This window comes from Dactylosporangium sp. NPDC006015 (assembly GCF_040614215.1).
Classification (GTDB): domain Bacteria; phylum Actinomycetota; class Actinomycetes; order Mycobacteriales; family Micromonosporaceae; genus Dactylosporangium; species Dactylosporangium maewongense.
In genome coordinates, this window is record NZ_JBEXUD010000023.1 from 129,254 (window position 1) to 151,176 (window position 21,923).

The 21,923-nt window shown below is 68.3% G+C and carries 14 protein-coding genes and 1 pseudogene; 7 read left to right on the top strand and 8 right to left on the bottom strand.

Features of this window, described 5'->3' with window-relative positions:
• Positions 1-20: 20 nt before the first annotated feature.
• Positions 21-1,136: a mandelate racemase/muconate lactonizing enzyme family protein gene (locus ABZ321_RS33930; protein WP_344505306.1), complete on the bottom strand. Its 1,116-nt coding sequence runs from the start codon at positions 1,134-1,136 to the stop codon at positions 21-23.
• A 92-nt stretch (positions 1,137-1,228) separates the two neighbouring features.
• Between ABZ321_RS33930 and ABZ321_RS33935 the strand changes: the two genes are divergently transcribed.
• From ABZ321_RS33935 to ABZ321_RS33950, 4 genes and pseudogenes are all read left to right on the top strand, one after another.
• Positions 1,229-2,179: an NAD(P)-dependent oxidoreductase gene (locus ABZ321_RS33935; protein ID WP_344505304.1), complete on the top strand. Its 951-nt coding sequence runs from the start codon at positions 1,229-1,231 to the stop codon at positions 2,177-2,179.
• Positions 2,180-2,205: 26 nt separating this feature from the next.
• Positions 2,206-3,225 (top strand): Gfo/Idh/MocA family oxidoreductase, encoded by a 1,020-nt coding sequence (locus tag ABZ321_RS33940; protein WP_344505303.1) that lies wholly within the window; start codon positions 2,206-2,208, stop codon positions 3,223-3,225.
• A 63-nt stretch (positions 3,226-3,288) separates the two neighbouring features.
• A pseudogene (locus tag ABZ321_RS33945) lies at positions 3,289-3,789 on the top strand (IS6 family transposase); the annotation flags it as partial.
• 537 nt (positions 3,790-4,326) lie between these two features.
• A complete protein-coding gene (locus ABZ321_RS33950) occupies positions 4,327-4,995 on the top strand; it encodes a hypothetical protein (protein ID WP_354898990.1) in 669 nt (222 codons plus the stop codon).
• 289 nt (positions 4,996-5,284) lie between these two features.
• Here ABZ321_RS33950 and ABZ321_RS33955 read toward each other — a convergent pair whose 3' ends face one another.
• The 3 genes from ABZ321_RS33955 to ABZ321_RS33965 form a co-directional block, all read right to left on the bottom strand.
• Positions 5,285-5,680, bottom strand: a complete 396-nt coding sequence (locus tag ABZ321_RS33955) for a hypothetical protein (protein WP_354898993.1) — start codon at positions 5,678-5,680, stop codon at positions 5,285-5,287.
• Positions 5,681-6,146: 466 nt separating this feature from the next.
• Positions 6,147-10,376 (bottom strand): hypothetical protein, encoded by a 4,230-nt coding sequence (locus tag ABZ321_RS33960; protein WP_354898995.1) that lies wholly within the window; start codon positions 10,374-10,376, stop codon positions 6,147-6,149.
• A gap of 29 nt (positions 10,377-10,405) precedes the next feature.
• On the bottom strand, positions 10,406-13,378 hold the full coding sequence (locus ABZ321_RS33965; RefSeq protein WP_354898998.1) for a hypothetical protein: 2,973 nt from the start codon (positions 13,376-13,378) through the stop codon (positions 10,406-10,408).
• Positions 13,379-13,846: 468 nt separating this feature from the next.
• On the opposite strand from ABZ321_RS33965, the gene ABZ321_RS33970 reads away from it, so the two are divergent.
• The 3 genes from ABZ321_RS33970 (at position 13,847) to ABZ321_RS33980 (ending at position 16,715) form a co-directional block, all read left to right on the top strand.
• Positions 13,847-14,077, top strand: a complete 231-nt coding sequence (locus ABZ321_RS33970; protein ID WP_344505708.1) for a hypothetical protein — start codon at positions 13,847-13,849, stop codon at positions 14,075-14,077.
• An 810-nt stretch (positions 14,078-14,887) separates the two neighbouring features.
• Positions 14,888-15,691: a tryptophan 2,3-dioxygenase family protein gene (locus ABZ321_RS33975; protein ID WP_344505293.1), complete on the top strand. Its 804-nt coding sequence runs from the start codon at positions 14,888-14,890 to the stop codon at positions 15,689-15,691.
• Positions 15,684-16,715 (top strand): methyltransferase, encoded by a 1,032-nt coding sequence (locus ABZ321_RS33980; RefSeq protein ID WP_354899001.1) that lies wholly within the window; start codon positions 15,684-15,686, stop codon positions 16,713-16,715. The genes ABZ321_RS33975 and ABZ321_RS33980 overlap by 8 nt, the downstream gene beginning before the upstream one ends.
• Before the next feature lie 4 nt (positions 16,716-16,719).
• On the opposite strand, the gene ABZ321_RS33985 is transcribed toward ABZ321_RS33980, so the two are convergent.
• The 4 genes from ABZ321_RS33985 to ABZ321_RS34000 all read right to left on the bottom strand — a co-directional run bounded on the left by ABZ321_RS33985 (position 16,720) and on the right by ABZ321_RS34000 (position 21,919).
• Positions 16,720-18,033 (bottom strand): pyridoxal phosphate-dependent aminotransferase, encoded by a 1,314-nt coding sequence (locus ABZ321_RS33985; protein ID WP_344505289.1) that lies wholly within the window; start codon positions 18,031-18,033, stop codon positions 16,720-16,722.
• Between the two features lie 423 nt (positions 18,034-18,456).
• The gene (locus tag ABZ321_RS33990; protein WP_354899004.1) at positions 18,457-18,948 is read right to left on the bottom strand and encodes a TetR/AcrR family transcriptional regulator; all 492 of its coding nucleotides are present in this window, start codon (positions 18,946-18,948) and stop codon (positions 18,457-18,459) included.
• Positions 18,908-19,363, bottom strand: a complete 456-nt coding sequence (locus ABZ321_RS33995) for a hypothetical protein (RefSeq protein WP_354899007.1) — start codon at positions 19,361-19,363, stop codon at positions 18,908-18,910. The genes ABZ321_RS33990 and ABZ321_RS33995 overlap by 41 nt, the downstream gene beginning before the upstream one ends.
• A 126-nt stretch (positions 19,364-19,489) precedes the next feature.
• Positions 19,490-21,919: a PQQ-dependent sugar dehydrogenase gene (locus ABZ321_RS34000; protein ID WP_344505282.1), complete on the bottom strand. Its 2,430-nt coding sequence runs from the start codon at positions 21,917-21,919 to the stop codon at positions 19,490-19,492.
• Between the last annotated feature and the right edge of the window lie 4 nt (positions 21,920-21,923).

The following is a 21,923-nucleotide window of genomic DNA, read 5'->3' on the forward strand; positions in this document are numbered from 1 at the left end:
GGTTGCCTCCTGGGGCGCGGTTATGCGATGCGGTATTGGGACAGCGTGGTCTCGTCGATCTCGATGCCGAGGCCCGGCGAGTCGGGCACCGCGAAACATCCGTCCACCAAGGAGGGTGGGACGCGCAGGATGTCGCGGATGAACGGGTTTTCGCTCGTGTCGTATTCGAGCATCGGACCACTCACGTCGCCGCCGGGCCAGGTGCCGTCGCCGGTGCGTGCGGCCGGTGGCAGGACGGCGGCCAGATGCAGGGTGGCGGCGGCCATCACGGCCCCGTTCCAGGTGTGCGGCACGCACGCGATCTCATGCAGCGCCGCGAGCTCCCCGACGAACCGGGCCGCGGCGAGTCCCCCGCAGATCGCCGCGTCGGGCTGGATCACGTCGAACGTGCGGTGGTCGAGCAGCCGTGCGAACTCGGACGGCGTCCGCCCCATCTCGCCACCGGCGACCGGCACCGCCAGCTGCGCGGTGAGCTCGGGCCGGGTCAGGGGGGTCGGCTCCTCGAACCACGCGACGCCCAGGTCGGCCAGGCGCCGGCCCACCCGCACCGCGGTGGGAGCCGAATAGGCGCCCCAGGCGTCGACCATGAGCATCACGTCGCCGGGGAGCGTGGCCCGCAGCTGCTCCAGCAGCGCCAGCTCCTCGACCGGCGGGTAGCCGCCCATTCGTACCTTCATGGCGCGGAAGCCTCGCTCGTGCAGTCTGGCCGCCTCGTCCGGCCAGGCGTCGGCGGGGTGGCGGCCCTCCTGGTAGAGGAAGCCGGAGGCGTACGCCGGCACCCGCTCGCGTCGGGCGCCGCCGAGCAGGGTGTGCACCGGCACGCCGAGCGTTCGGCCGAGCAGGTCGTGCCAGGCGATGTCGACGGCGCTCAGCGCCAGCGCGGCGCCCACCTCGTCGAGGCCGGGGCGGCGTGGCCACGCGTGCGTGACCGGCGCGCCGACAAGGTCCGCGGCGAGCATGGCCAGGAGGTCGCGGGTGCCGGGCAGGGCGTAGGTCTCGCCCCAGCCGACCGTTCCGTCGGATGTGGACAGCTTCAGCAGCAACGTTTCGCGGTGCCGGTTGAACACGCCGGCCGGACCGGCCGCGACGGTGAGCGGTGCCCGCACGTGCAGCACTTCGGCGGCGGTGACGCGCATGGGGCCTCCTTGACATCGGTGTAGCTGGCTGATTCTATCGAGTAAAATGCTGAGTTCAACTGCTGAAACAGCCGCATTGTGCGAGGAGAGATATGGGCGCTCCCACCGTTGTTGTCTACGACCCCATCACCACCCTGCGGTGGAACTACGACGTCGAACGGGACACGCTGGCGGCCCGTGGCGTCGACCTGGTGCTACCGGCCGATCTGGACGCCGCCCGCAAGGCGCTGCCAAAGGCCGACGTCGTCGTCGCGTCGGGCCGGCTGCCCCGCGAAGAGCTCGACCTGATGACACGATGCTGCGGCATTCTCTGTTACAGCGTCGGCATGGACGGCGTGGACACGGCACGCGCGGCAGAGCTCGGCATCGAGGTCACGAACGTGCCCGACTACTGCACCGAGGAGGTCTCCGACCAGGCCATCGCACTGCTGATGGCGGTGCAGCGGGCACTGGTGCCGATGGCGAGTGCAGCCGCGGCCGGTCAATGGGAGGTCCGTGAACTGCCGGAGTTCTACATGATTCGACGGGTGCGCGGTCAGCGCATCGGGGTGGTCGGCCTTGGTCGCATCGGCACCCGCGTCGCCGAGAAGGCACACGGACTCGGCATGACGGTCGTGGCCTACGATCCGTACCGCACCGAGGCGCCCTTCCCGCTCGTACCGTTGAACGACCTCCTCGACGAAAGCGACGCGGTCGTGCTGTGCGCCGCGTTGACCGCGGACTCGCGCCACGTGCTTGACGCCGCGGCGATCGAACGCCTGCGGCCGGACGCGGTGGTGGTGAACGTGGCCCGGGGCGGGCTCATCGACGAGGAGGCCCTGGCGGCCGCCTTGAAGGCCGGCCGTCTGCGCGGCGCGGGCCTCGACGTCCGGGAGGTGGAACCGCCGCCGGTGCCGGACCCGCTGTCCGGGCTCACGAATGTGGTACTGACCCAGCACGTCGGCGCGACGTCGGTGGAGGCGTTCGCCGACATGCACACCCTCTCGGCGGCCCGCATCATCGACCTGCTCGACCGGCACGGTCGGCTCAGGGAGGCATCATGACCGGCTCGGAGCGAAGCGGAGAGGGCATGACCGGCGTCGGTGTGCTCGGCTCCGGCTTCATGGGACGCACCTGGTCGGAGGTGGCGGCCAACCACGTGGCGCAGGCGAACCTGGTCGGCGTCGCCGGCGGCCGGCGCGCGCCGGCTCTGGCTGCCGACTACGGTTGCCCACTGCACGACTCGTACGAAAGCCTCCTCGCCGATCCTGCGGTCGAGGTCGTCGTGCTGACGACGCCACCGGCCGGCCACGAGCTTCAAGCCGTCGCCGCGGCCCGGGCGGGCAAGCACATCCTGATCGAGAAGCCGATGGCGCAGAACGCGGCCGAATGCACCCGGATGAACGACGCCGCCGAGGCGGCCGGAGTGCAGCTCGCCGTCGTGTCGCAGCACCGGTTCCGCGACGCACCCGTGTTCGCCAAGCGACTCCTCGACGACGGTGTGATCGGGCGGGTCACGATGGTGCGGGCGATCGGGCCCGAAATGGGCTTCTGGGACACCAGCAAGACCCAGGACCAGTGGAAGCTCGATCCCGCCCAGCAGACCACCTACGCCTCGTGGGGTGCGCACGCCTGCGACCTGGTGCGCTGGTTCATCGGCGACGAACCCGACCTCGCGTTCGCCCTCTTCGAACAGTACGGAGCCGCGGACCCGCCACTGCGCAGCGCGATGGCCACGTATCACTTCAAGGGCGGCGCGATGGCACAGCTGTGGATGAGCTACGACATCCCCGCGCCCGGCCTGGGCTCCGGGCTTCAATTCCAGCTGGTCGGTACCGATGGCATGATCGACTGCGACGCGTACGGAGCGGTGCGCCTCGGCAAGGGGGAGGGCTTCTCGGTCGTCTTCGAGCAGGCGGCGTTCGACCCGCTCGACCCGGTCAGCGGGCCGCGCCTGGCGGCCTACGCGGCCGAACTGACGGACCTGATCGGGGCGGCCCGAGACGGCCGCCCGCCGTTGGTGAGCGGCGCCGAGGGACTGGCCACGACAGCGATGCTCGAGGCGGCGGAGCTCTCCGCCCGCACTCGCCAGGCGGTGCCGCTGCCCTGAGCCGGGGGTGCACCATTGCGTTGAGCGTCGGCAAGATCGATGCAGACTTGAGCAGTGAAGTCATCGACCCGGTTCTGCCGGCGCTCGCCAGGCGACAGGTGGCACGTCGATGAGACGTATGTAAAGGTCAACGGAATCTGGCGGTACGTGTATCGCGCCGTCGACCAGTACGGGCAGGTCATCGACGTGCTGGTCTCGGCCCGCCGCGACGCCGAAGCCGCTCGGCGGTTCTTCCGACGGGCGCTGTCGATGTTGAAGGTGACACCCAGGGAGGTCATCACCGACGCCGCCGCGGTCTACCCCGGCGTGCTCGACGAGCTGATCCCGTCGGCGTGGCATCACGTCGAGCGGTACGCCAATAATCCGATCGAGGCTGATCACAGCCAGCTCAAACACCGGTTGAGACCGATGCGCGGCCTGCGCACTGACCGGACCGCACAGACCATCATCGCCGGGCACGCCTTCATGCAGAACCTTCGACGCGGCCACTACGAACTCGCCGTCGACGCCCCGCCGGCTACGCAGGTCGCCGCAGCGTTCGCCGAACTCGCCCGGGCGATCTGACCGCGGACCGGACACGGGTTCAACGCGTCCGCCGATCCCACAACGCAACGGCGCCTCCATCAGGCCACCGCAGCCACCAGCATCCACCAAGCCCGATACGTTGGCCTCAGCAAAGTCGACCTTGAACACGCCTTCGCCGCGACCGCAGTCAACCTCATCCGCCTCAACGCATGGTGGACCGGCACACCCATACAACGCACCCGAACAACCCGCCTGAGCAGGCTCGATCTCACTCTCGCCGCATAGCCAGAATTAGGCAACAGAGTCGTACAGGGCCTGCACGCAGGCGACGACCTCGGCCTGCTCGTCGCTGAGCGTGGCGTTCAGGTGAGGTCAAAGCAGGAGTGTCCCGGATGGTTGGGACCGGGCGGAAACCATGGTCAGGCAGTCGCTCCACTGCCACCCAACCACCGTATGAGCTGCGGGGATGAAGTTTGCGAACGTACCACCGAACACCTCGGAACACCGACGAAAGGGCTGGGTCAGCAGTTAGCGTCGCCCCAGGATGCACGAGGTTCGGATATCAGGGGGATCACCGTGGCTGCCGCCGTCAAGTTTTGGATCAACGCCTTCATCCCGACTGCCGTCTGCCAGGACATCGGGGGCACGGAGGCGGCCGTTGTGCAGGGCACCTTCCCGGGCACGCCATTCCCCAGCACCTGGTTTCTCGCGGGTGACCAGCGAAGTTTCTCAGACGACATCGACGCCAGCGCACGGCTGCATTCGGAGGTCGAGATCGGCGGCCTCGACACCGGGACGCCGGACGTCACCTTCGAGATGCACCGGTGCGGCGAGTCCTGTGCCCTCGATGCCGACGGCAACGTCATCGAGGTCGGCGTCGCGCCTACCACCGACATGGCCTTCTTCAACCTGCGCCGCAACCAGACCGTGGACCCCGAGGGCGGCGTCATCGACGACGACGACAACCCGAACCTCGTCCAGATCGACGTCTCCGGCAGCGGGCGGGTCCCCTTCTCCGTCGCCCCTTTCGTGCCGTCCATCGACTACGTGGGCACGTTGTCCTTCGACCCCGACAGTAAACAGGCGCGCTTCCGCGGCGGGATCGACGGATTTCCCGCGTACGAGATATATGTGACGGTCGACGGCGGAACGCCGGTGCCTGTCGGCGCCTTCTCTGCCAACAATCCATTCGAACTGTTCGGCGACGCGACCAAGCATGTCGATGTCAGCGTCACCGTCCCATGAAGTCTGCAGGCCGCTGACCCTGGGGTGGTGATCCGTGGCGACGAGCCCTGGTCAGGAGCTGCTGGCGTTTTCCACGGCCATCAGACCATGATCAAGAAGCTCCATGAAAGCGGGGGTGGCTCACCCCACAGGAATAACCCGACCGCGCGGGCCCGCTCGATGCGCTTGCTGTCTTCCTCATCGGCCGCCATTTGCGGACATCTCCTCCTCACCACTGACCACACAGGACAGTTCGTGAGGATCACCGACTCGACCGAAGGCACGTCAGGGTCAACTCGTGTTGATCAACTCAGGCAGGCCAGCCCGGCGCCAACAACCGGCCACCCGACATGGCCGACACCCACACCCACGACGGCACCCCGAACACCCCCAACCGGGTGACCGCCGCCGTCACCGCCGCGTCGATCACCGCCAGCGCGTCCGCCCACGCCCCGCCCGCCGGCGCCGGTATCACCGGATGCACGGCCATCGCCCGCAGCAGCACGGTGAACAGCTGCCGCACCGCCTCAGCCCGAGCGGCGAACCGCCGCAACCAGCCCCGCACCGTCTCGGGTGGGCGCCCCAGCCACCCAGCGATCCGCCGGAACCCCGCACCAGCAGCCCTGGCGGTCAACGCAGCCCCGATCACGACCACCGCGTCCGCCCGTCGCAGCAGCCACTGCACCGGCAGCAGCACATGCGTCACCCCACACCTGGTGCACCGCGCTCGCCAGGGACGTGCCGGCACGGCAACCTCCTGCCCCCGAAGCCGCCGGGACCGGGCATACCCCCACCTGTCAGCACGCCCGAGCAGCCAGGGCAGACCAGTAGCCATGCAACCAATCGCCGCTCGACCGCAGCGGCGCCACCGCCTACCGTGACCACGACGCCTCCACGCGTCACCGCACGGCCCTTCCGCGGCACTCCGGCCAAAGAGACAGCGGGAGGGCCGTCGCCTATCAGGACCTGATCACGGTGCCGCCGAACACCAACAAGGGCAACCACACAGTGGCAGCCCCAAACCCGTCCTCATCCCCAACGCCGCGGACCTACCCAAACCTGCTCATCCTGAGCGCCGTCCAACAATCACGCGACACTAGCCGGGACCGCTCGTTCAGACCCCGCGCTCCGGCATGACGTCGAGAATGAGGCGTATTGGCTGCTGGGCGGCATCACAGCGGAATGACGTCCGCGTGGACGATTCGCCGGGTGGCGACGAGGCTTGGCGAAGGCTGGGCGCTGCGGTCGTCCGCGGGGTGGAACTCGTACTCCCGTACCGCGATCCGCAGCCTCCGGCCTTGCGTCTCCGGCAGCTGCAGGTTGCCACTCCATGTTGCGGTCCCATCCTCGGTTACCACCACGGAGGCGAGCTTGTTCTCGGGCCCCGCGGCGGCCCAGCCGAGGAGCGGATCGGTTACGGCGGGCTCCTGCGCCTCGACGACGGCGGACACCAGGTGCGAGCCGTCTACGACAGTTCCATGTTCCCCCACGGACGCCGACCACGCCGGGCCGCTGAGTGCGAGGGTGGCGCTTCCGTGCGGGGAGACGGTGCAGGTGAGCGTCCGGTCCGGCAATGTCTGAACGAAGGCGGTCGGTACGATCGGGGACAGTTCACAGCCGGGGATGGACATGGGCTGGTACCGCGCCAGCCCCAGCCGGACGAACGGGAAGTACGCCGCACCGGTACGGAACTCCACGTCGCAATACCATGCCTGCCGGTCGGCATCCCAGGTCGGTCGAAAGGCTGCGATGTCCCGGCGGAGCCCGAGCCCGTTCAACGTGACGCTCTCGCGGGTCAGAACGGCGTTGCGGAAAGACGAGGCGAGCAGCGGCTGGGGCGTGACCGAGGTGTGGGCCGGGTCCAGGGCGATGACGGTGATCTCGCGGGAGAGTTCGCTCTCTGGGGTGAGCGGTCCGCCGTCGTGGCAGACCACAGCCAACAGTTCGCCCGTACCGGAGGAGAGCCACCGTCTTCCCAGCCATACGCGCAGGCCGCGGCCGTCGCGCTTGCTGATGATTTCGCCACCGTCCGCCCGGCTCTGGGTGTAGGCCATGAGCGGCAAGACGTGCTGCATCACCGGCTTGGCGGGTGGGGCACTGCTGAGGACCTCGACGGTGAGCGGTTGGCCGACGAAGGTGCCATCCGCCGCAGACATGGCAGGGTCGAAGTACTCGCGGAACCGGGTGGCGGCGGTGGTCTGGTAGGTGACCTGGCGATATCTGGTGTCGCCGAACTCCTGGGCGCGCAGCTTCTCCAGTTGCGCCGCGCCGGCTTCGAGCCGCCGCCGTTCAGGGGCGTTGAGGCCCGGGGCGGCTGCGGCGGCCAGCAGGGCGAGCCGCTTCTGTTCGGGCGTCTGACTCTCCCAGCCGCGGGTACTGAAACCCACCGTGACCTCGTCGACCGGCTCGATGAACGGGGTGAGCTCGGGAATCCAGGGGGTGCCGAGCGGTTCCGGTACCGGGAGAGAGAGGACCTCGCGGTGGACCGGACGCACCATGGCCTCTGCGGATGGGTAGCGCTGCGTGGGGCTGTCCTCCACCTCGTCCCAGCTGGCGGATAGGTCCAGCTGGGCTGTCGACGGCGCGTCGAAAATCAGGCGGCCCGCCAATTGGGCCGCAGTGGCACCGCGCGGCCGTGCCAGGGTACGCATGCCGGCGAAGCCGGGGGTCTCATCCAGGTTCAGCTCCAGGGTTGGCTCCCACAGGGGCCGTTGCACGGCGTGGATCAGGAGCAGATCTCGCCACGGCGCTGTCATCCAGTGCGTCCCGGATCTGATCGCCTCATAGACCTGCTCCACGTTCGCGGGGGCCGACTCCTGCTGGCACCAGTCCAGGATCCCGAAGACCTCGGGATCGGAGCGGAACAGCGAGGAGAGGCGCAGCCTGGCCGTCCGGCCTGCGGGGAGCCCGATGGTGAGCAGCCGCTCCGCCTCGCTGTACTGGGCAGTAAAGCTGCCCTCCTCAAGCCGGAGCCGGATGGGTAGCGGGCGGTGCCAGCCGTCGCCGTCGTCGGAAGGGATCTCCAGCACCTCCTCCGGACGGCCAGGCTCCAGTGCGATGCGCGCCTTCGTCCCGGCGGCCAAGGGGTCCGGCAGGTAGGGAAGTTCCACCGAGTCCGCGTCGAGGCAGACGTAGCCCTGCGGCACCCCCTCGTGCACGCCAGTGGGGACGAAGAGCGCGCCGGGGGCATCGCGGAAGCTACGGCACTCGCGGGAGAAAAGTTCGTAAAAGGGTTGAGCTGCTGCGGCCGCAGCAGCCGGTTCCATGCCGCGGACGGCGTCGATCGCCTCGTCCAACAACCCATGCGCCTCCACCATCTGCAGCGAGGCCTTGGCGGTGGCGATGTGGCGGTCGCAGAACGGCTGGAACCGTAGGAAAGGGCTGGCTGCTGCCTGGCTGGCATCGGCGTAGTCCGCTGCGGACTGGTCAGGGGCACTGCGGACTACTAGCCGCTCCAGGTTCTCGCCGGGGCCGAAGGGCAGGCGAGGCACCAGTTCAGGCGGCGGCACCGGCTCGAATCGGAGGTAGCGCAGCGGGTCCGCCGGGGCGGCGCTGACGTACTGGGGTTGGCCAGTGCCCTCGAGGGTCTGCAGTGAGAGATCGGCGGTGGGGAGGCTGTGGGAGTTTCCGGCCAGGTCCACTGTGCGTAGGCGGGTACGGTACCTGGACTGGAAGCGTAGCCGTGGCAGGGTTCCGGGCAGTGGGTCGGCAGCAATAGACAGGCGCATGCTGCCGAGTTCGGCGCCGGCCGGCGGGGCCGCTGGCTCCTGCGGTATGGCCTGCCCTGGCCTGGGGAGCGAGAGGCTCCAGCCGTCCCACGTGGCCAGCGCCTCGTGGGTGTAGAGCGGCCGGTCCGGGTCCGCGGGCGCGCTCGGCCGGTCCGCCTCCGCGGTGAGAGAGAGCTGGAGACTGCCCTCGTCGTCGGCCTCCAGACTCTCCTCGGGGGCGCGGTCAGGTGTGTAGGTGACGTGTCGGCGGTGCAGGGAGCGCCAGATTCCCTCGTAGTCGGACCAGATGTCCATGCGATAGCCGCGCACCAGGTCCTGCGCGGCGAGCGTCGGCGGGTTGTCCGGGTCCTGCTCGAGGGCGTCGTTGTTGGCTCGCGCCTGGTAAAAGTCCTCGTGAAGTTCCTCAGCATGGCGGGTGTGGACCAGCGCTATGCCGCCCGTCCGGGCGGAGGGGACCCCGTCGCGCTCCGGCTCCTCCACGGGCCGCCGCTCCTCCTGGTCTTGGTGCTCCAGGGTCGCGGCCATGTTCAGCGCCTTCAACGCCAGGCCGTCGACGTCCACAGCCACCGGGGCGTACCGGTCCGGGTCCAGGTGCACGAAGCCGTGGGCGAAGTCCTGCCGGGCGGCCCGGTCGGCGGCGCTGAAGAAGGCCTGGCCGTCGATGTTGGTCAGCCGGCAGCCAGTCCAGGGCGTGACATCCACATTCCAGGTGTCCGCGCTGGGATCATCGTTGCGGGGCGGGAAGTCGGAGGGGCGCTCGACGCGCAGCCGGAGCAGCGTGGGCGGGTCCGTGTCGTTGGTCTCCGGGACGAAGTCGGGGCGGATCGTCAGGTCCAGTACCAGGCCCAGGCCACGCAGCAGGACGGGGTGGTCACCTAGGGCGGAGAGATGGTGGTGGAAGTCCAGGGCCTCCTCGAGTTCTGCCTGGGCCTGCTTCCGATCCGCGGGGAACTCCTTGGGCAACTCCCGTGAAGGGCGGGCGTGAAATCCCGCCAGAGCATAGAAAGCCTCTGAGGGGCTGCCCCCCGAACCGAAGGGGCGGACGAGGGCTTGGGGCTGCAGGCTGTGCTGCTGTCGAAGGCCCCCCGCCTGCTCTGCGGCGTTGTCCAGGCGGCTCCGCAGCCGCCTCGAGAGGTCTTCGCCGTCGCGGACATCGTCGAAGATCTCATGTCGAACGGCGATACGCAGGTCGGTGAAATGGTCGGCGAGTGTGACGCGGCGCTCGCTCGGGCCGCTCGGCGGCGGCCCGATGGGGGCGGCGTTGCGGTTGGTGACAGGCAATTCCTCCAGTGCATGGAGGGCCAACGCGGCCCATTGCTCGCGGAGATGGCTCAGCACCTCGCCGACGGGGTAGCTGATGAGTGGCCGGTCCGCAAAGTCGTCGAACTCGAAAGCGCGGACTGTCGTGGTCGCAGGGAACAACGCCTGCCACAGCGCACCCGACGCGGACACCGCCACGCTCATCGGTACCTCCGTGGCACCGTCACTCCTCTCCAGGACCAGATGCAGCCCGTCCAGCACCGAGCGCCAGTCCGCGAAGTCCGGGAAGTCCGCCAGGGTGGCCGGCTCGCTAGGGCGCAGACGCGGCGCGACGAACACGGACGCAGAAAGCTGACCGTCGGCGGTAAGGCCGTTGGGCAGCAGGATCCACTGGACGAGCTGGTGACGGATCATTCGGGCCTCCCCGAGATTGCGCGGCGGATTCAGGCAAAGGACTGTAGGTAGCCAGCCCACGCGGACGGTGACACCGACTGTGCGAAGCTCGGATCGCCGCCGGACCCGGCGAAGCGGCGTTCGACGGAGAGGGTGACGGACTTGCTGATGAAGGCGATCTTCACGCACACCGTGAGACTCGCCTGCCCCCACACCTCGCTGCCGTTGCCGGCCTTCTGGTGGTAGGTGAAGGCGAGATAGAACTCAAGGGAGATGGAGATGAGCCCGAGCACCTCGAGGTAGCCGCCGCAGCGCAGATAGCCGGTGAGTTCGACGCTGCTGCCCTTCATGCCAAAATAGATTCCGGCCATCACGGTTACGCCTCCGGAGGCGATGCCGAGGTTGAGGCTGATGTTGCCACCGAACTCGAGGGCGGCCTCTACCTGCTCCAGGCCCAAGGCGCTCACGCCGACGGCGAAGAAGCCGCCTCCGCCGAACAGACTCACGGAGATCAGCAACGGCTTGTGTCGTTCGCAGATTGCGAAGCGCACACCCGCCGGGCGGTCGGTGAACGGAATGGACAGCGCGGCAGACAACGCGATGTTCTGCAGGCTGAACACACCTACCCCGATGCTAGGCACGCCGAGGGTGTAGCCAGCCACGACGCCTTGGGCGTCCACGGTCACCGACGGTGGATCGTCGAAGCCGTCCGCGGGCAGGATGCTCTGCAGGGAGTTCACAAAGGCCAGCGGACCTTCAAAGACGATCCGCACGTCCGCGGCTCTGACATCCATCTTCTTGCCGCTCTCGGCATGGAAACAGAGGCTTCCGATCGTCACAGCTAGGGCATCGACGAACTGCATCGTTGCGTTACGGAGCCGGCCGGTGACGGCAGAGCTGGTCTCGCCGCCGCGGGCCGAGCGGGTGGTGGCGTCGAGCAGCAGATCCGCACCGCGCAGGTCGATGGTGAGGAACGGCGGGGTGAGGGAGGGCGGAAGGCCAACCGGCTGTTTCCGGAGTGGCGGCTTCCAGAGGAAGCGGGTCTCGACCAGGTCCGCTTGGCGGCGGGTGGTGAGGCGTGGCGGATTGAGGGTGAAGTCCGGATCGTCCAACTGTTGCTGGGAGACCGGTGTGTCGGCGGCCGCGGCGTCGTCGAAAGGGAGATCGCCGGGGAGCAGGTCAAGCAGCGGGATGGTACCCAGGAGTCTCGTCTTCGCGAAGGCCGAGAGGTCCACCTTGCGATCCTGCAGCTCCTTCGGCGCGGAAACCGGGCCTAGGCTCCGAGACAGCGCCTTCGCCACCGACGTGGGGCTGACCAGCCCGCCGCCGCGCTGGCTGGAAAGCGCTAGCGGTAGATCCTGAACAAAACTTACGAAGGTCTGCGCGCGGTTGTCGTCGCCATCGATATCGTGCTCCAGGTATACCGAGGCTAGGACGAGCTCCTGCTGCTGGCAGGTGCCAAGAAGGTCGTCCACCGCGGGGACAGAGGCCATTAGGGAGGCGACGCGAGGAAGAAAACGTGGTACATACGACGGTGGCGCCCCAGCGACCTTCATAGCATGCGCCGGCTGCGGATCCGCTTCATGCGGCGGCTGCTCGATGTCATAGCGGACGCTGCCCGTTTTCAAAACCGTGGAGCCAGCCTTGTCCCCGGGTGGGGCATAGGTCACGGCCTGGCCAGCGAGATCGATGGTGCTTGCATCGGTAAAGGTCAGGTTGTCAAAAACCTCACGGATACGTCGATGCTCGCCGATCTGGCCGTACGGGACGAACATCAGTGGGAGTGAGAAGTCCACGAAACTCTTCGCGATGTCCGTGCCGACGGCGTGGAACATGAGTTTCTGCCCATCCGGATCCCGCAGCCAGAACGGTTCTTCTTCCACGTGTTCCCGTGGTGCGATCCGTGCGGACGTCGTGGTGATCCGGATGCTCCTTAGCGGCATCTCGCGGCCGCCGTGGGCGAAGGAAGCGGCCAGGGGGCCGTAGTCGACCACGGGCTGTAGTAGCACCACCTCAAGAGTTGTCCCGAGCAGGTAGCCCGTCGCGCCGAAGAGCCCACCACCGGATGGGCTGTGGCCCACCACTCTGGGATTGGTGGGCAGCCTTTCGATGGTCTCGATGATCACGGCACGGTGTCCGGTGCCACAGAGGTACCCCACGGCCACGGTCCGCACGAGATGGTCCCGTCCCAGGGCGGTGGTGTGCTGGTAGCTGCGCAGGTCCCACGGCATGAATTCGGGCTGGTCCGGTGGAATCAGCGGGAAGTCCCAGCCGGCCTCGAGCTCGGCGTTGGCGCCTAACGTGGTTAGTTCGAGGCGCTTGGCGCGGAGCGGGACGGGCGTGAAGAACGGCGCACCGGCGCTTGACGGGAGCGGTAGCTGGAAATTGGAGCTGAGCTGGACGATCTGCCGCCGTCGGCTGGCATCAAGTGAGGTGTCGAAAGGCTCCGGACCGGCCAGAGCGGCGAGCGCGCGCACATCGGCGGACTCGACCACGCCATCACCGTCCACTGTGTACAGAACCGCGCACCACAACTGGTGAAGCTGCGCCGCATTGGCGCCATTGTCCGTCCGCCATCGCCCCATGACGTCCGGCGAAAGCACCAGCCGCCAGGGAAACTCGATGGCTGTCTCCATCGCGACCGGGAGGGCAGGCGGCGGAATAGCGGCATCCGGCGCCGTGCCGCGCGGCAGCGCTATCGGGGCCAACACCGGCTTCCAGTGCTCCCACGCGAGCAGATGATCCGTCGTCAGCGGAACGGTGGCGCCGTCGGGGATCCGGAACACCAGGCGGGTGGGGCCCGTCATGGCAGTGCGGATAGGTGGATTGACCCCCACCGCGTTTGCCCAGACAGTCTCCGCCAACGCCTGTGGGGGGAAATGCACGACGACGAAGGCGCCCGCCGCCGCGTCCTGGGGCACCAGCGCTGCCCCATCGGCTGAGATCTCCAGATTGACCAGCTCGAAGTCGAGGATCAGCAGATCGTGTGGACGGAGGATGCTGAGTCTCGTGTTGCCACTCACAGAAGGTCCTTAGCTCGAGGTGCTGAATACGCAAATAGAGCCATGTGTCATCGGCGAACGAGGAGCGTTGTAGTCTCCGGGGGCCACAACTTTCTCCGTGGCGAGCTCCGCGTCAAAGCACCGGCAACGAGTAGCCGCCTGGAAGCTTGGATCGTAGGGAACGGACGCAGCTACACCGTCGCACTGCGAACAGCGTTCTCTACGCCAAACTGTCGGACCAGTTGGCGAAATCACCCGCTTCGGTTCCGCCGTGCGACACAATGCCACCGCTCGAGCCCGCAACTCGGGCGGGCACGTCCGCTGAGCTGTCGTCACAACAGTAATCGTGTTCGAAGTGGCGTCCCTGATAGTGGTGTAACGCGGTTGGCGTGATCGGTGGACGGCCTCATCGGGGGCTGGACACGGGCGCGGTCGTCGCGTGATCTTTCGAGTGAACCTCTCACAGCACTCTCGAAAGGGACCGTCACGATGACCGCACCTCACATCATCGACCCTGCCGGCCTGCTCGGCCAAGCACTGGGCGACGCGTCGCCGGATCTGATGCGGCACCTGCTGTCCACGGTGATCAACGCGCTGTTGTCGAGTGGCGGCATCCCGGAACCTGTCCGGCAGGTGCAACCACCGGCACAAGCTACCCATCCGAAGCGGGCGATGGCCTGTGCGACAAGTTTTGGCACGGGTGTGAGCTGCTGTTTGTGATGCTGGCACAGGATGGCGGACGTGTTCGTTCGACGGCTGTACCTGAGCGCAGTGCGAGTTCTCGGATGGCTGCCGCAGGACGCCCGCGGTGAGTCCGCGACGCTCGCTGAGCTGCTGGTGCTGCGGCGCCAGGTCGATCGGGAAGGGCGGGTCGGGCCTCGTCGGGCGCCTGCGCAATGTCCGGCTCGGGCAGTGCTGCCATGTCGCCGAACCCGACGCTTGGTGAGGACCCGGATGACCGCACGGACTTCTTGCTGATCGTCCATTGTGGACGTCGTTTGGTCCGATCGGGCTGAATCGCAGACTCCTTTACCCGGGTTCCGCAGTTCGTAGTGTCGCGGCTTCCTGAAGACTGACCCCCAGTGGGATTCGCTGAGGGCATCATCGTGGCCCGCGGGCGAACGCCTACGCCGAACGGTGGGTGCGCATGGTGCGCCGTGAGTGCCTGGACGGATCCTGATCTGCAACCCGCGGCTTCTGCTCACCACCCTGGCGGCATACGTCGCGCATGACAACAACACCGACCAGCCCGGGGACGCGACCAGCGTCCTCCAGCGCTCGAGACATTACCCGCACCGGTCACCGATCTCGCCACGGTCCGGGTCCGACGACGGAAAGTCCTCAATGGACTGGTCAACGACTATTCTCAGGCAGCGTAGCCAAACCGGGTTTCCGAACGGTATTTGGCTGCTCAATCCCGAGAGATATTCATTGATGGACGGCAATTGAAAAACTCGCAGACATCTTGTCCCGGAGTTGTGGCTCAGGTATCGTGGGCGGTCAACGGAGACGGGAAGGTCCTGCTGAATCGTGTATTCGCACCTGCATCCGGCCACGGAGCGCCCAAGTTACGCCGGCTATCTCCGAATTCCGGAGCTCATGTCGCTGCAGCATCCGCTCGCTCCGCCGGACGACCCCAGGACGTTCCGTGCGGAGCACTTCTTCATTGTCGTACATCAATGCAGCGAGTTACTGTTGCGACAGGTAATCCTTGAGCTCGACGCCGCGGTCGACTGCCTGGCCATGACGGACGGCGACGTCGAGGACTGGCTCGAGAGCGTGGGCCGGGCTAGCGACTGCATGGTGACACTGCGTCAGCAGGCCGAGCTCCTCGGGCGACTGCCGGTCGAGTGCTTCGCCGCGTTCCGGCAGCGGCTCGGCACGGCGAGCGGCGCCCAGTCCGCGCACTTCCACCGGCTGCGGACGATCCTCGGCCTGAACGGCGACGGGCCGGGCCCGCTCTTCGATGGCTACCTGCGGCTGCTCGACCGTTCCGGTCGCGACCTGGCCGAGCTGGTCGCCGGGGGGCTGCGCGGCGACCCAATGTTTCGGATGTCCCAGGCCCTCGCCGAGCTAGCACAGGGAGTCTGGAACTGGCAGACGACCCACCTCCACGTCGTCACCCGGATGACCGGTAGCCGCTCGGGCACGGGCGGCACCACCGGCCTCGAATACCTGACGAGCCGGCTGCGCACGCCGTTCCCGCAGCTGTGGGCGGCCCGCGCCGAAGCGCACGCCGGCCAGGCAGCCCAGACCCGCAGCCACGGCCAGATCCGCGGCAATGCCGAGACCCGCAGCAGCCACGCCGAGACCCACGGGGTGTCAGTTGCTTAGCCGGACCGACTTCACCGGTACGACCGCCGTCCTGTCCCTGCTGTCCGGCGCCATCACGACTCAGGTCGTCTCGGTCGGCGTCGGCCTCGGGCTGCCCGACCTCGTGGCCGAGCGCCCCCGAAGCGCTGAGGACCTCGCGCGGGACACCGGCGTCGACCTGCCCAACCTGCTGCGTATCGTGCGGGCCTGGGCGGCGTTCGGCCTGCTCGCCATCGACGACGCTGGCGAGCTGCGGCAGACGCCATTGACCCCGCTGCTGCGCCGGGACACGCCGGGCTCGCTCCACCACCGGTCGCTGCAGCTCGGCCACCCCGACCTGTTCCGGGTCTTCGAAGGGCTCGGCACCGCGCTGCTCGACGGCGGTTGCGCGTTCGAGGCGGCGCACAAGCGCACGATGTACGAGTTCTTCGGCGACCGTCCGCCGCTCGGGGAGCTGTTCGTGCGCGACCTGTCCGCAAACTCCGTCGGCATCGGCGACGAGCTCGCCCGCGCGTACGCCTTCTCGGGCGTGTCCTCCGTCGTCGACATCGGCGGCGGCGACGGCCGGATGCTGACCCGGCTGCTGCGCGCCTGGCCGCACCTGCGCGGCGCCGTCTTCGAGCGGGCCGAGGTGCGGCCGGCGGTGGAGCGGCTCCTCGACGCGGAAGGTGTGGCGGACCGGTGCGCGGTCGTCACCGGCGACTTCTTCGCGGGCGTCCCGGCCGGGCACGACATGTACCTGCTGAAGTACGTTCTGCAGGACTGGGGCGACGCGGAGGCGACCGCGCTGCTGAGGTCGTGCCGGGCGGCGATGGGCGACGGGAGCCGCCTGCTGATCCTCGAGCAGATCGTCCCCGACCGGCCCACAGCAACGCCACGCGCACAGTCGGCGGTCCTCGACGACCTGCTGGTGTTCTCGTTCACCGGCGGCGGCAACCGCACCATGAGCGAGTTGGCAGCACTCGTCCACGGCTCGGGCCTGGCGATCCGCGAGCCCGCGACCCGGCTGCCGCAGGTCGACGTCGTCGAGTGCGTTCCCACGTGAACGTTCAGTAGTAGCGGATCTCGGCGTCTTCGAGCCGCCGGATCGCCTCCACGACGACGTCCTCGCCTCCGCCCAGGTACGCCCGCAGGAACGGCACGCCGGCGTCGGTGCCGTCGATCGTGATCGACGCGTGCGAGAACAGCAGCCCGGCGCGGTCCAGCAGGTCGCGGCGCCAGGCGTCGACGCCGTCCGGCCGGGTGCGGAACGCGGGCGGTACTGCGACCAGGAAGTACGGCGTCGCGGTCCCGGTGGCGGTGAGCTCCCGCGGCCAACCCAGCCCGACCAGCGATTTGGCCCACAGGGACCGGTGGTGGCCGAAAGCGGCGCGCTGCCCGGCGAGGTAGCGGGCGCACGCGGGGTCGCCCAGCCAGCGCGCGATCGCCCACTGCCGCCGCGCCCCGCGTGGGAAGGCCCACTGGATGGTGTGCCGTGCGATGGCGCGCAACGTCTCGGGGTGGGCCATGACGCTGCCGATGCCCCAGTCGTTGCAGGCGAACACCTTGCCGAACGACTCCACGCGGCACCACCGGCGCCGTGCCCGCTCCGGCGCGTCGGCGCGTACGAAGTACCCGAGCAGGGTCGCCGGCGCGGAGACCTCGTCGGCGTCGTTGGTCACGACCCGGCGGTAGGCGTCGTCGAGCAGGATTCCCGCGCCGCGGGCGGTGGCGGCCTCGAACAGCGTCGCCAGCACGCTCTCCGGCCAGGTCGCGCCGGTCGGGTTGTGCTGGGTGTTCACCACGACCAGCGCGAGCCGTCGGCCGGGGTCGGCGTCGATCCCGGCCAGCGCATGCTCGATGTCGGCGGGGTCGGGGATCCAGGCGTGTTCGGCGCGCAAGGGCCAGTACGCCATCTCGTAGCCGAGCGGCTCGAAGACGCCGGCGTAGTCCCACGTCGGGTAGGCGCACAACACCGCCGGGGTCCGGCCGTCGCCGTCGGCGTCGAGCAGGTGCCGGGCGAAGTCGCCCATGATGCCGCGGGTGCCGGTGCCGGAGGTGAGATGCAGGTCGAAGTCCGCACCGGGGCTCGCGTGCCGGTCCAGTCGCTCGGACCGCACGGTGTCCGCCGCGATCGACTGGCGCGCCTCGGGCAGGCCGGCCGGCGTCCGGCTGTATCCTGCGAGGTGCTGCGGCGCCTGCTGTTCGTACGCCGCCAGCCCGGCCGGCAGCGCCCCACCGAGCAGGTAGGGGTCGCCGATCGACATTGGCAGCGGTGGCAGGGCGTGCCCGGACCGCAGGTAGCGGTCGAGCATCCGCGCGTCATCGGTGGTGTCGACGTCGGGATCGGCCATCAGGCCGGCGAGAGGCGGCAACCGCAGCATCCGCACCATGATAGCAGACATATATAAATGTCGATGCATGACCCGCGCTGACCCGACTTCCCGGATGTCGGAGACGGCGAGCCTGCCGAAGGGCTGCACGTGGAAGACGGTGAACGCCACAATGCTCGCCACCGCTGTGGCCAGCCCGAGCCTGTGGGGCTCGTAAATCAGACTCGGCTACGCTGCCTGCGAGTATTCGTTGATCAGGCCGCCGGGGATCGGACGCCGTTGGACCCGGGCGGCGGTGAGGTCGACGACCTGCGATGGTGGGTTCGGTGGTCGCTGGCCGAGCGATCGGTGTGGCCGGTGGCCGTTGTAGTGCTCGGTATATATTCGGTCAGGACCCTGGTCAGGTGTCGTTCGCCAGCGATGAACATCCGGTCGGTGCACTCGCGTCTGGTCGGTGGGTGGCGGCGCCGCGTATCAGGGCGTGCCGCGGAACGCGTCGACTCCGTTGCGCCATGTGGTGTCGACATCGGCGTGGGGTGGGAATCGATGGTTCAGCTCGAGGATGACCATCCCGTGCGCGAAGGCCCAGATGGCCCGCGCTCGTTCGAGATCGCCGCCTGTTGCGTTGACCAGCGGCATCGCGGCTGCCTCCTCGACGCCGGGAGTGATCAGGTCGCGACGTAGGGGCCTTTCGGTCATCAGCCGGTACAGGTTCGGCTGGCGGCAGGCGAAGTCGCGGTACGCGGCGGTGAGGGAGGCGATCGGATCGTCGGACCGGTCGACGGCCCGGGTGAACAGTTCGGCTTGTTCCTCGAAGCCCACTGAGATCAGCGCGGCCTCCAGCGCCTGCTTGTCGCGGACGTGTTCGTAGATCGACGAGGCGCGGATTCCGAGGTGGGCGCCGAGGCGACGCATCGACAGCGCGTCAGGGCCTTCCCGCTCGAGAAGCTCTCGCGGGCTGCACAATCTCTCGGGCCCGCGGAGTGAGCTGACTCAGCGCTTGGGACGTCATCGGCCGTCCATGGTCCAAGGCCCAAACACTTCGGAGCCAACCAATTCGAGGCCAACACGTGGAGCGCCGCCGGGATCTGTGAGCTTCCATCCTCAACAAGCTCGGACTGAGCCTCGCCGCGCTGTCCTTCGGAAGCGAGACTGCCGGCGCTCGCGCGGCCCTGATCGCCGACGGCGCGGTCACGCCCTTGACCACGGCGGCGAAGTACGGGTTGAGCAGGTCGGCACGAGCAGCCCGACGTTGCCGGTGCGCCCGGTGCTCAGCGCGCGCAACCCGGTTGGGGTGGTAGCCGCGATCGTCACCCGCCTGCTCGATCCGCCGGCGGGTGCCGGTCGGCAGCAGGTCGGAGCCGGCCAGTGCCCGGCTCACCGTCGACGTCGAGACAACCGACCGCCCGGGCGATGTCCTTGATCGTTACCGCCATCACGTACCCCTGGAAGGGGTCCGGGCGGGCGGCCGCGGGGCGCCGGACCCGCGGCCGCCCGGCCCGGACGATCAGGCGACGGTGACCCTGAGGATCCGGTCGGAACCGTTGCTGGCGCCGCCGTTGTTGTCGCAGTTGGTGGTGCTGAGCCAGAAGGCGTCGGCGCCGGGGATTTTGGTGACGGTGCGGAGGCGGCCGTAGGTGCCGACGTAGTAGGCGCTGGGGGTGCCGGTGGATTCGCCGGTGAGGATGGGGATGCGCCAGAGACGTTCGCCGCGCAGGGCGCCCATGTAGACGACGTCGCGGACGATGGCGATGCCGCTGGGTGAGGCCTGGTCGACGGACCACTGCCGTTTGGGGTTTTCCATGCCGGCGGTGCTGCAGGTGCCTTCGCAGGTGGGCCAGCCGTAGTTGAGGCCGGGTTTGATCAGGTTGAGTTCGTCGAACATGGAGTTGCCGAACTCGGCTTCCCAGAGCCGGCCTTGGGAATCCCAGGCGATGCCTTGTGGGTTGCGGTGGCCGTAGCTGTAGATGAGGGTGCCGAACGGGTTGCCGGGGGCTGGGGTGCCGTCGGTCTTCATCCGCAGGATCTTGCCGTTGAGGGAGTTCTTGTTTTGGGCGTTGCTGCCTGTTTGGGCGTCGCCGGTGGTGGCGTAGAGGTATCCGTCGGGGCCGAAGGCGAGCCGGCCGCCGTTGTGGTAGCGGTTTTTGGCGATTCCGGTGACCAGGGTGGTGTATCCGGTGAGGGTGCTGCCGTTGTAGGTCATGCGGGCGATGCGGTTGCCTTCGGAGGCGGTGTGCATGAAGTAGACGAAGTGGTTGGTGGCCCAGTTGGGGTCGAAGGCGACGCCGAGCAGTCCGCCTTCGCCGTTGGTGGTGACGACGTTGGGGACGGTGCCGACCAGGGTCTTGCTGCCGCCGGTGGTGTTGAGTTTGTACACCCGGAACTGTCCGGCGGCGACTTTGTCGTCGCGTTCGGTGATCAGCGCGGACTGGCCGTCGGGGGCGAAGTAGGTGCCCCAGGGGATGGTCCAGCCGGTCGAGTAGGTGGAGATGGCTGAGGGCACGCCGCCGCTGCAGGAGGCGGTGGTGAAGGTGACGGTGTTGCTCTGGGTCGAGACGTTGCCGGCGAGGTCGCGGGCGACGACGTTGAGTGTGTAGGGCGTGTTGCAGGCCAGGCTGGTGACGGTGGTGGTGGTTGCGGGTGGGGTGCCGTTGACCGAGGTGACTGTGGTGGTGCCGGCTCGGATGTCGTAGGCGACGACGCCGACGTTGTCGCTGGAGGCGCCCCACGCCAGTGAGACGCTGCCGGTGGTCACCTTGGAGAAGGTGAGGTTGGTGGGCGCGGTCGGGGCCTGGGTGTCGCTGCTGGGCAGTGTGGTGCAGATGGCCTGGGCGCTGGACAGTGACACGTTGCCGGCGGCGTCGCGGGCGAAGACGGACAGCCGGTATTCGGTGTTGGGGGTGAGCCCGGTCAGGGTCTTGCCGGTGCCGGTGGACTGGGCCAGGAGGTTGCCGTCGTGGTAGATGTCGTAGCCGGTGACGGCGACGTTGTCGGTGGAGGCGCCCCAGGTCAGGTCGAGGCTGTTCTCGGTGATGTTCGCGCAGCTGGGCTGGCCGGGTGTGCTCGGGGCGGTGGAGTCGGTCTGGCCGGTGACGCGTAGCCGGTCGAGGTTCGGTCCGCCGTTGGTGGTGGTGGCGGTGGCCCGGACGGTGTTGGTGCCGGCGTTGAGTGCGACCGAGATGCTCTGATCGGCCCAGGTGTCCCAGTTGGTGGTGGCGCCGAAGGTCAGGTCCAAGGCGGCGGAGTTGCCGTTGACGGTGATGTCCATCGGTCGGTTGATGGTGGTGCCGTTGGCGTAGCGGAAGCTCAGTTGCGCGGTTCCGGCTGCTGCCGCGCTGACCTGGAACTCGACGTAACTGCCGGCGATGTTGGTGTAGTCGACGAAGCCGGTGCCGGTGTAGCCGGTGTGGTTGGTGGCGACCGTGCCTTGGGAGATGGTGGCTGTTTCGGCTTGGTAGTCGGTGAATGCTGCGGCGACGCTGAAGTCGACGTAGTCGAGGTTGGGGTTGCCCAGCGCGGTGGTCGCGGTGATCCGGATTTTGTTGGTTCCGGCGTTGACGTTGGTGGTGACGGTTTTGTCGGCCCAGGTGTCCCAGTTGGTGGTTGGGTCGAACGCGGCGGCTGCGGCGACGGTGGTGCCGTTGACGCTGATGTCGGCGGGGCGGTTGCCGGTGCTGCCGTTGGAGTAGCGGATGACGAAGGTGCCGGGGCCGGCGTTGGCTGCGGCGACGGTGCATTCGAGGTAGTTGCCGACGGCGTTGTCACCGTTGGCGAATCCGGTGCCGCTGTAGTTGGCGTGGTTCGTGTCCACGGTGCCGGCCGACATCGTGCAGGCCTCCGCCTCATACCGGGTCGACGCGGCGCCGGCGGCCGTCGCGATCACCATCGGTAGCAAGAGCAGGAGTCCGGCGGCGGCCGCCAGTCTGGTTCTTCTCATCGAT

What these genes read in the sequence shown, in the direction of transcription:
- ABZ321_RS33930 (WP_344505306.1), bottom strand. Translation starts at nt 1,136, where the DNA reads ATGCGCGTCACCGCCGCCGAAGTGCTGCACGTGCGGGCACCGCTCACC.
- ABZ321_RS33935 (WP_344505304.1), top strand. Translation starts at nt 1,229, where the DNA reads ATGGGCGCTCCCACCGTTGTTGTCTACGACCCCATCACCACCCTGCGG.
- ABZ321_RS33940 (WP_344505303.1), top strand. Translation starts at nt 2,206, where the DNA reads ATGACCGGCGTCGGTGTGCTCGGCTCCGGCTTCATGGGACGCACCTGG.
- ABZ321_RS33960 (WP_354898995.1), bottom strand. Translation starts at nt 10,376, where the DNA reads ATGATCCGTCACCAGCTCGTCCAGTGGATCCTGCTGCCCAACGGCCTT.
- ABZ321_RS33970 (WP_344505708.1), top strand. Translation starts at nt 13,847, where the DNA reads ATGACCGCACCTCACATCATCGACCCTGCCGGCCTGCTCGGCCAAGCA.
- ABZ321_RS33985 (WP_344505289.1), bottom strand. Translation starts at nt 18,033, where the DNA reads ATGCTGCGGTTGCCGCCTCTCGCCGGCCTGATGGCCGATCCCGACGTC.
- ABZ321_RS34000 (WP_344505282.1), bottom strand. Translation starts at nt 21,919, where the DNA reads ATGAGAAGAACCAGACTGGCGGCCGCCGCCGGACTCCTGCTCTTGCTA.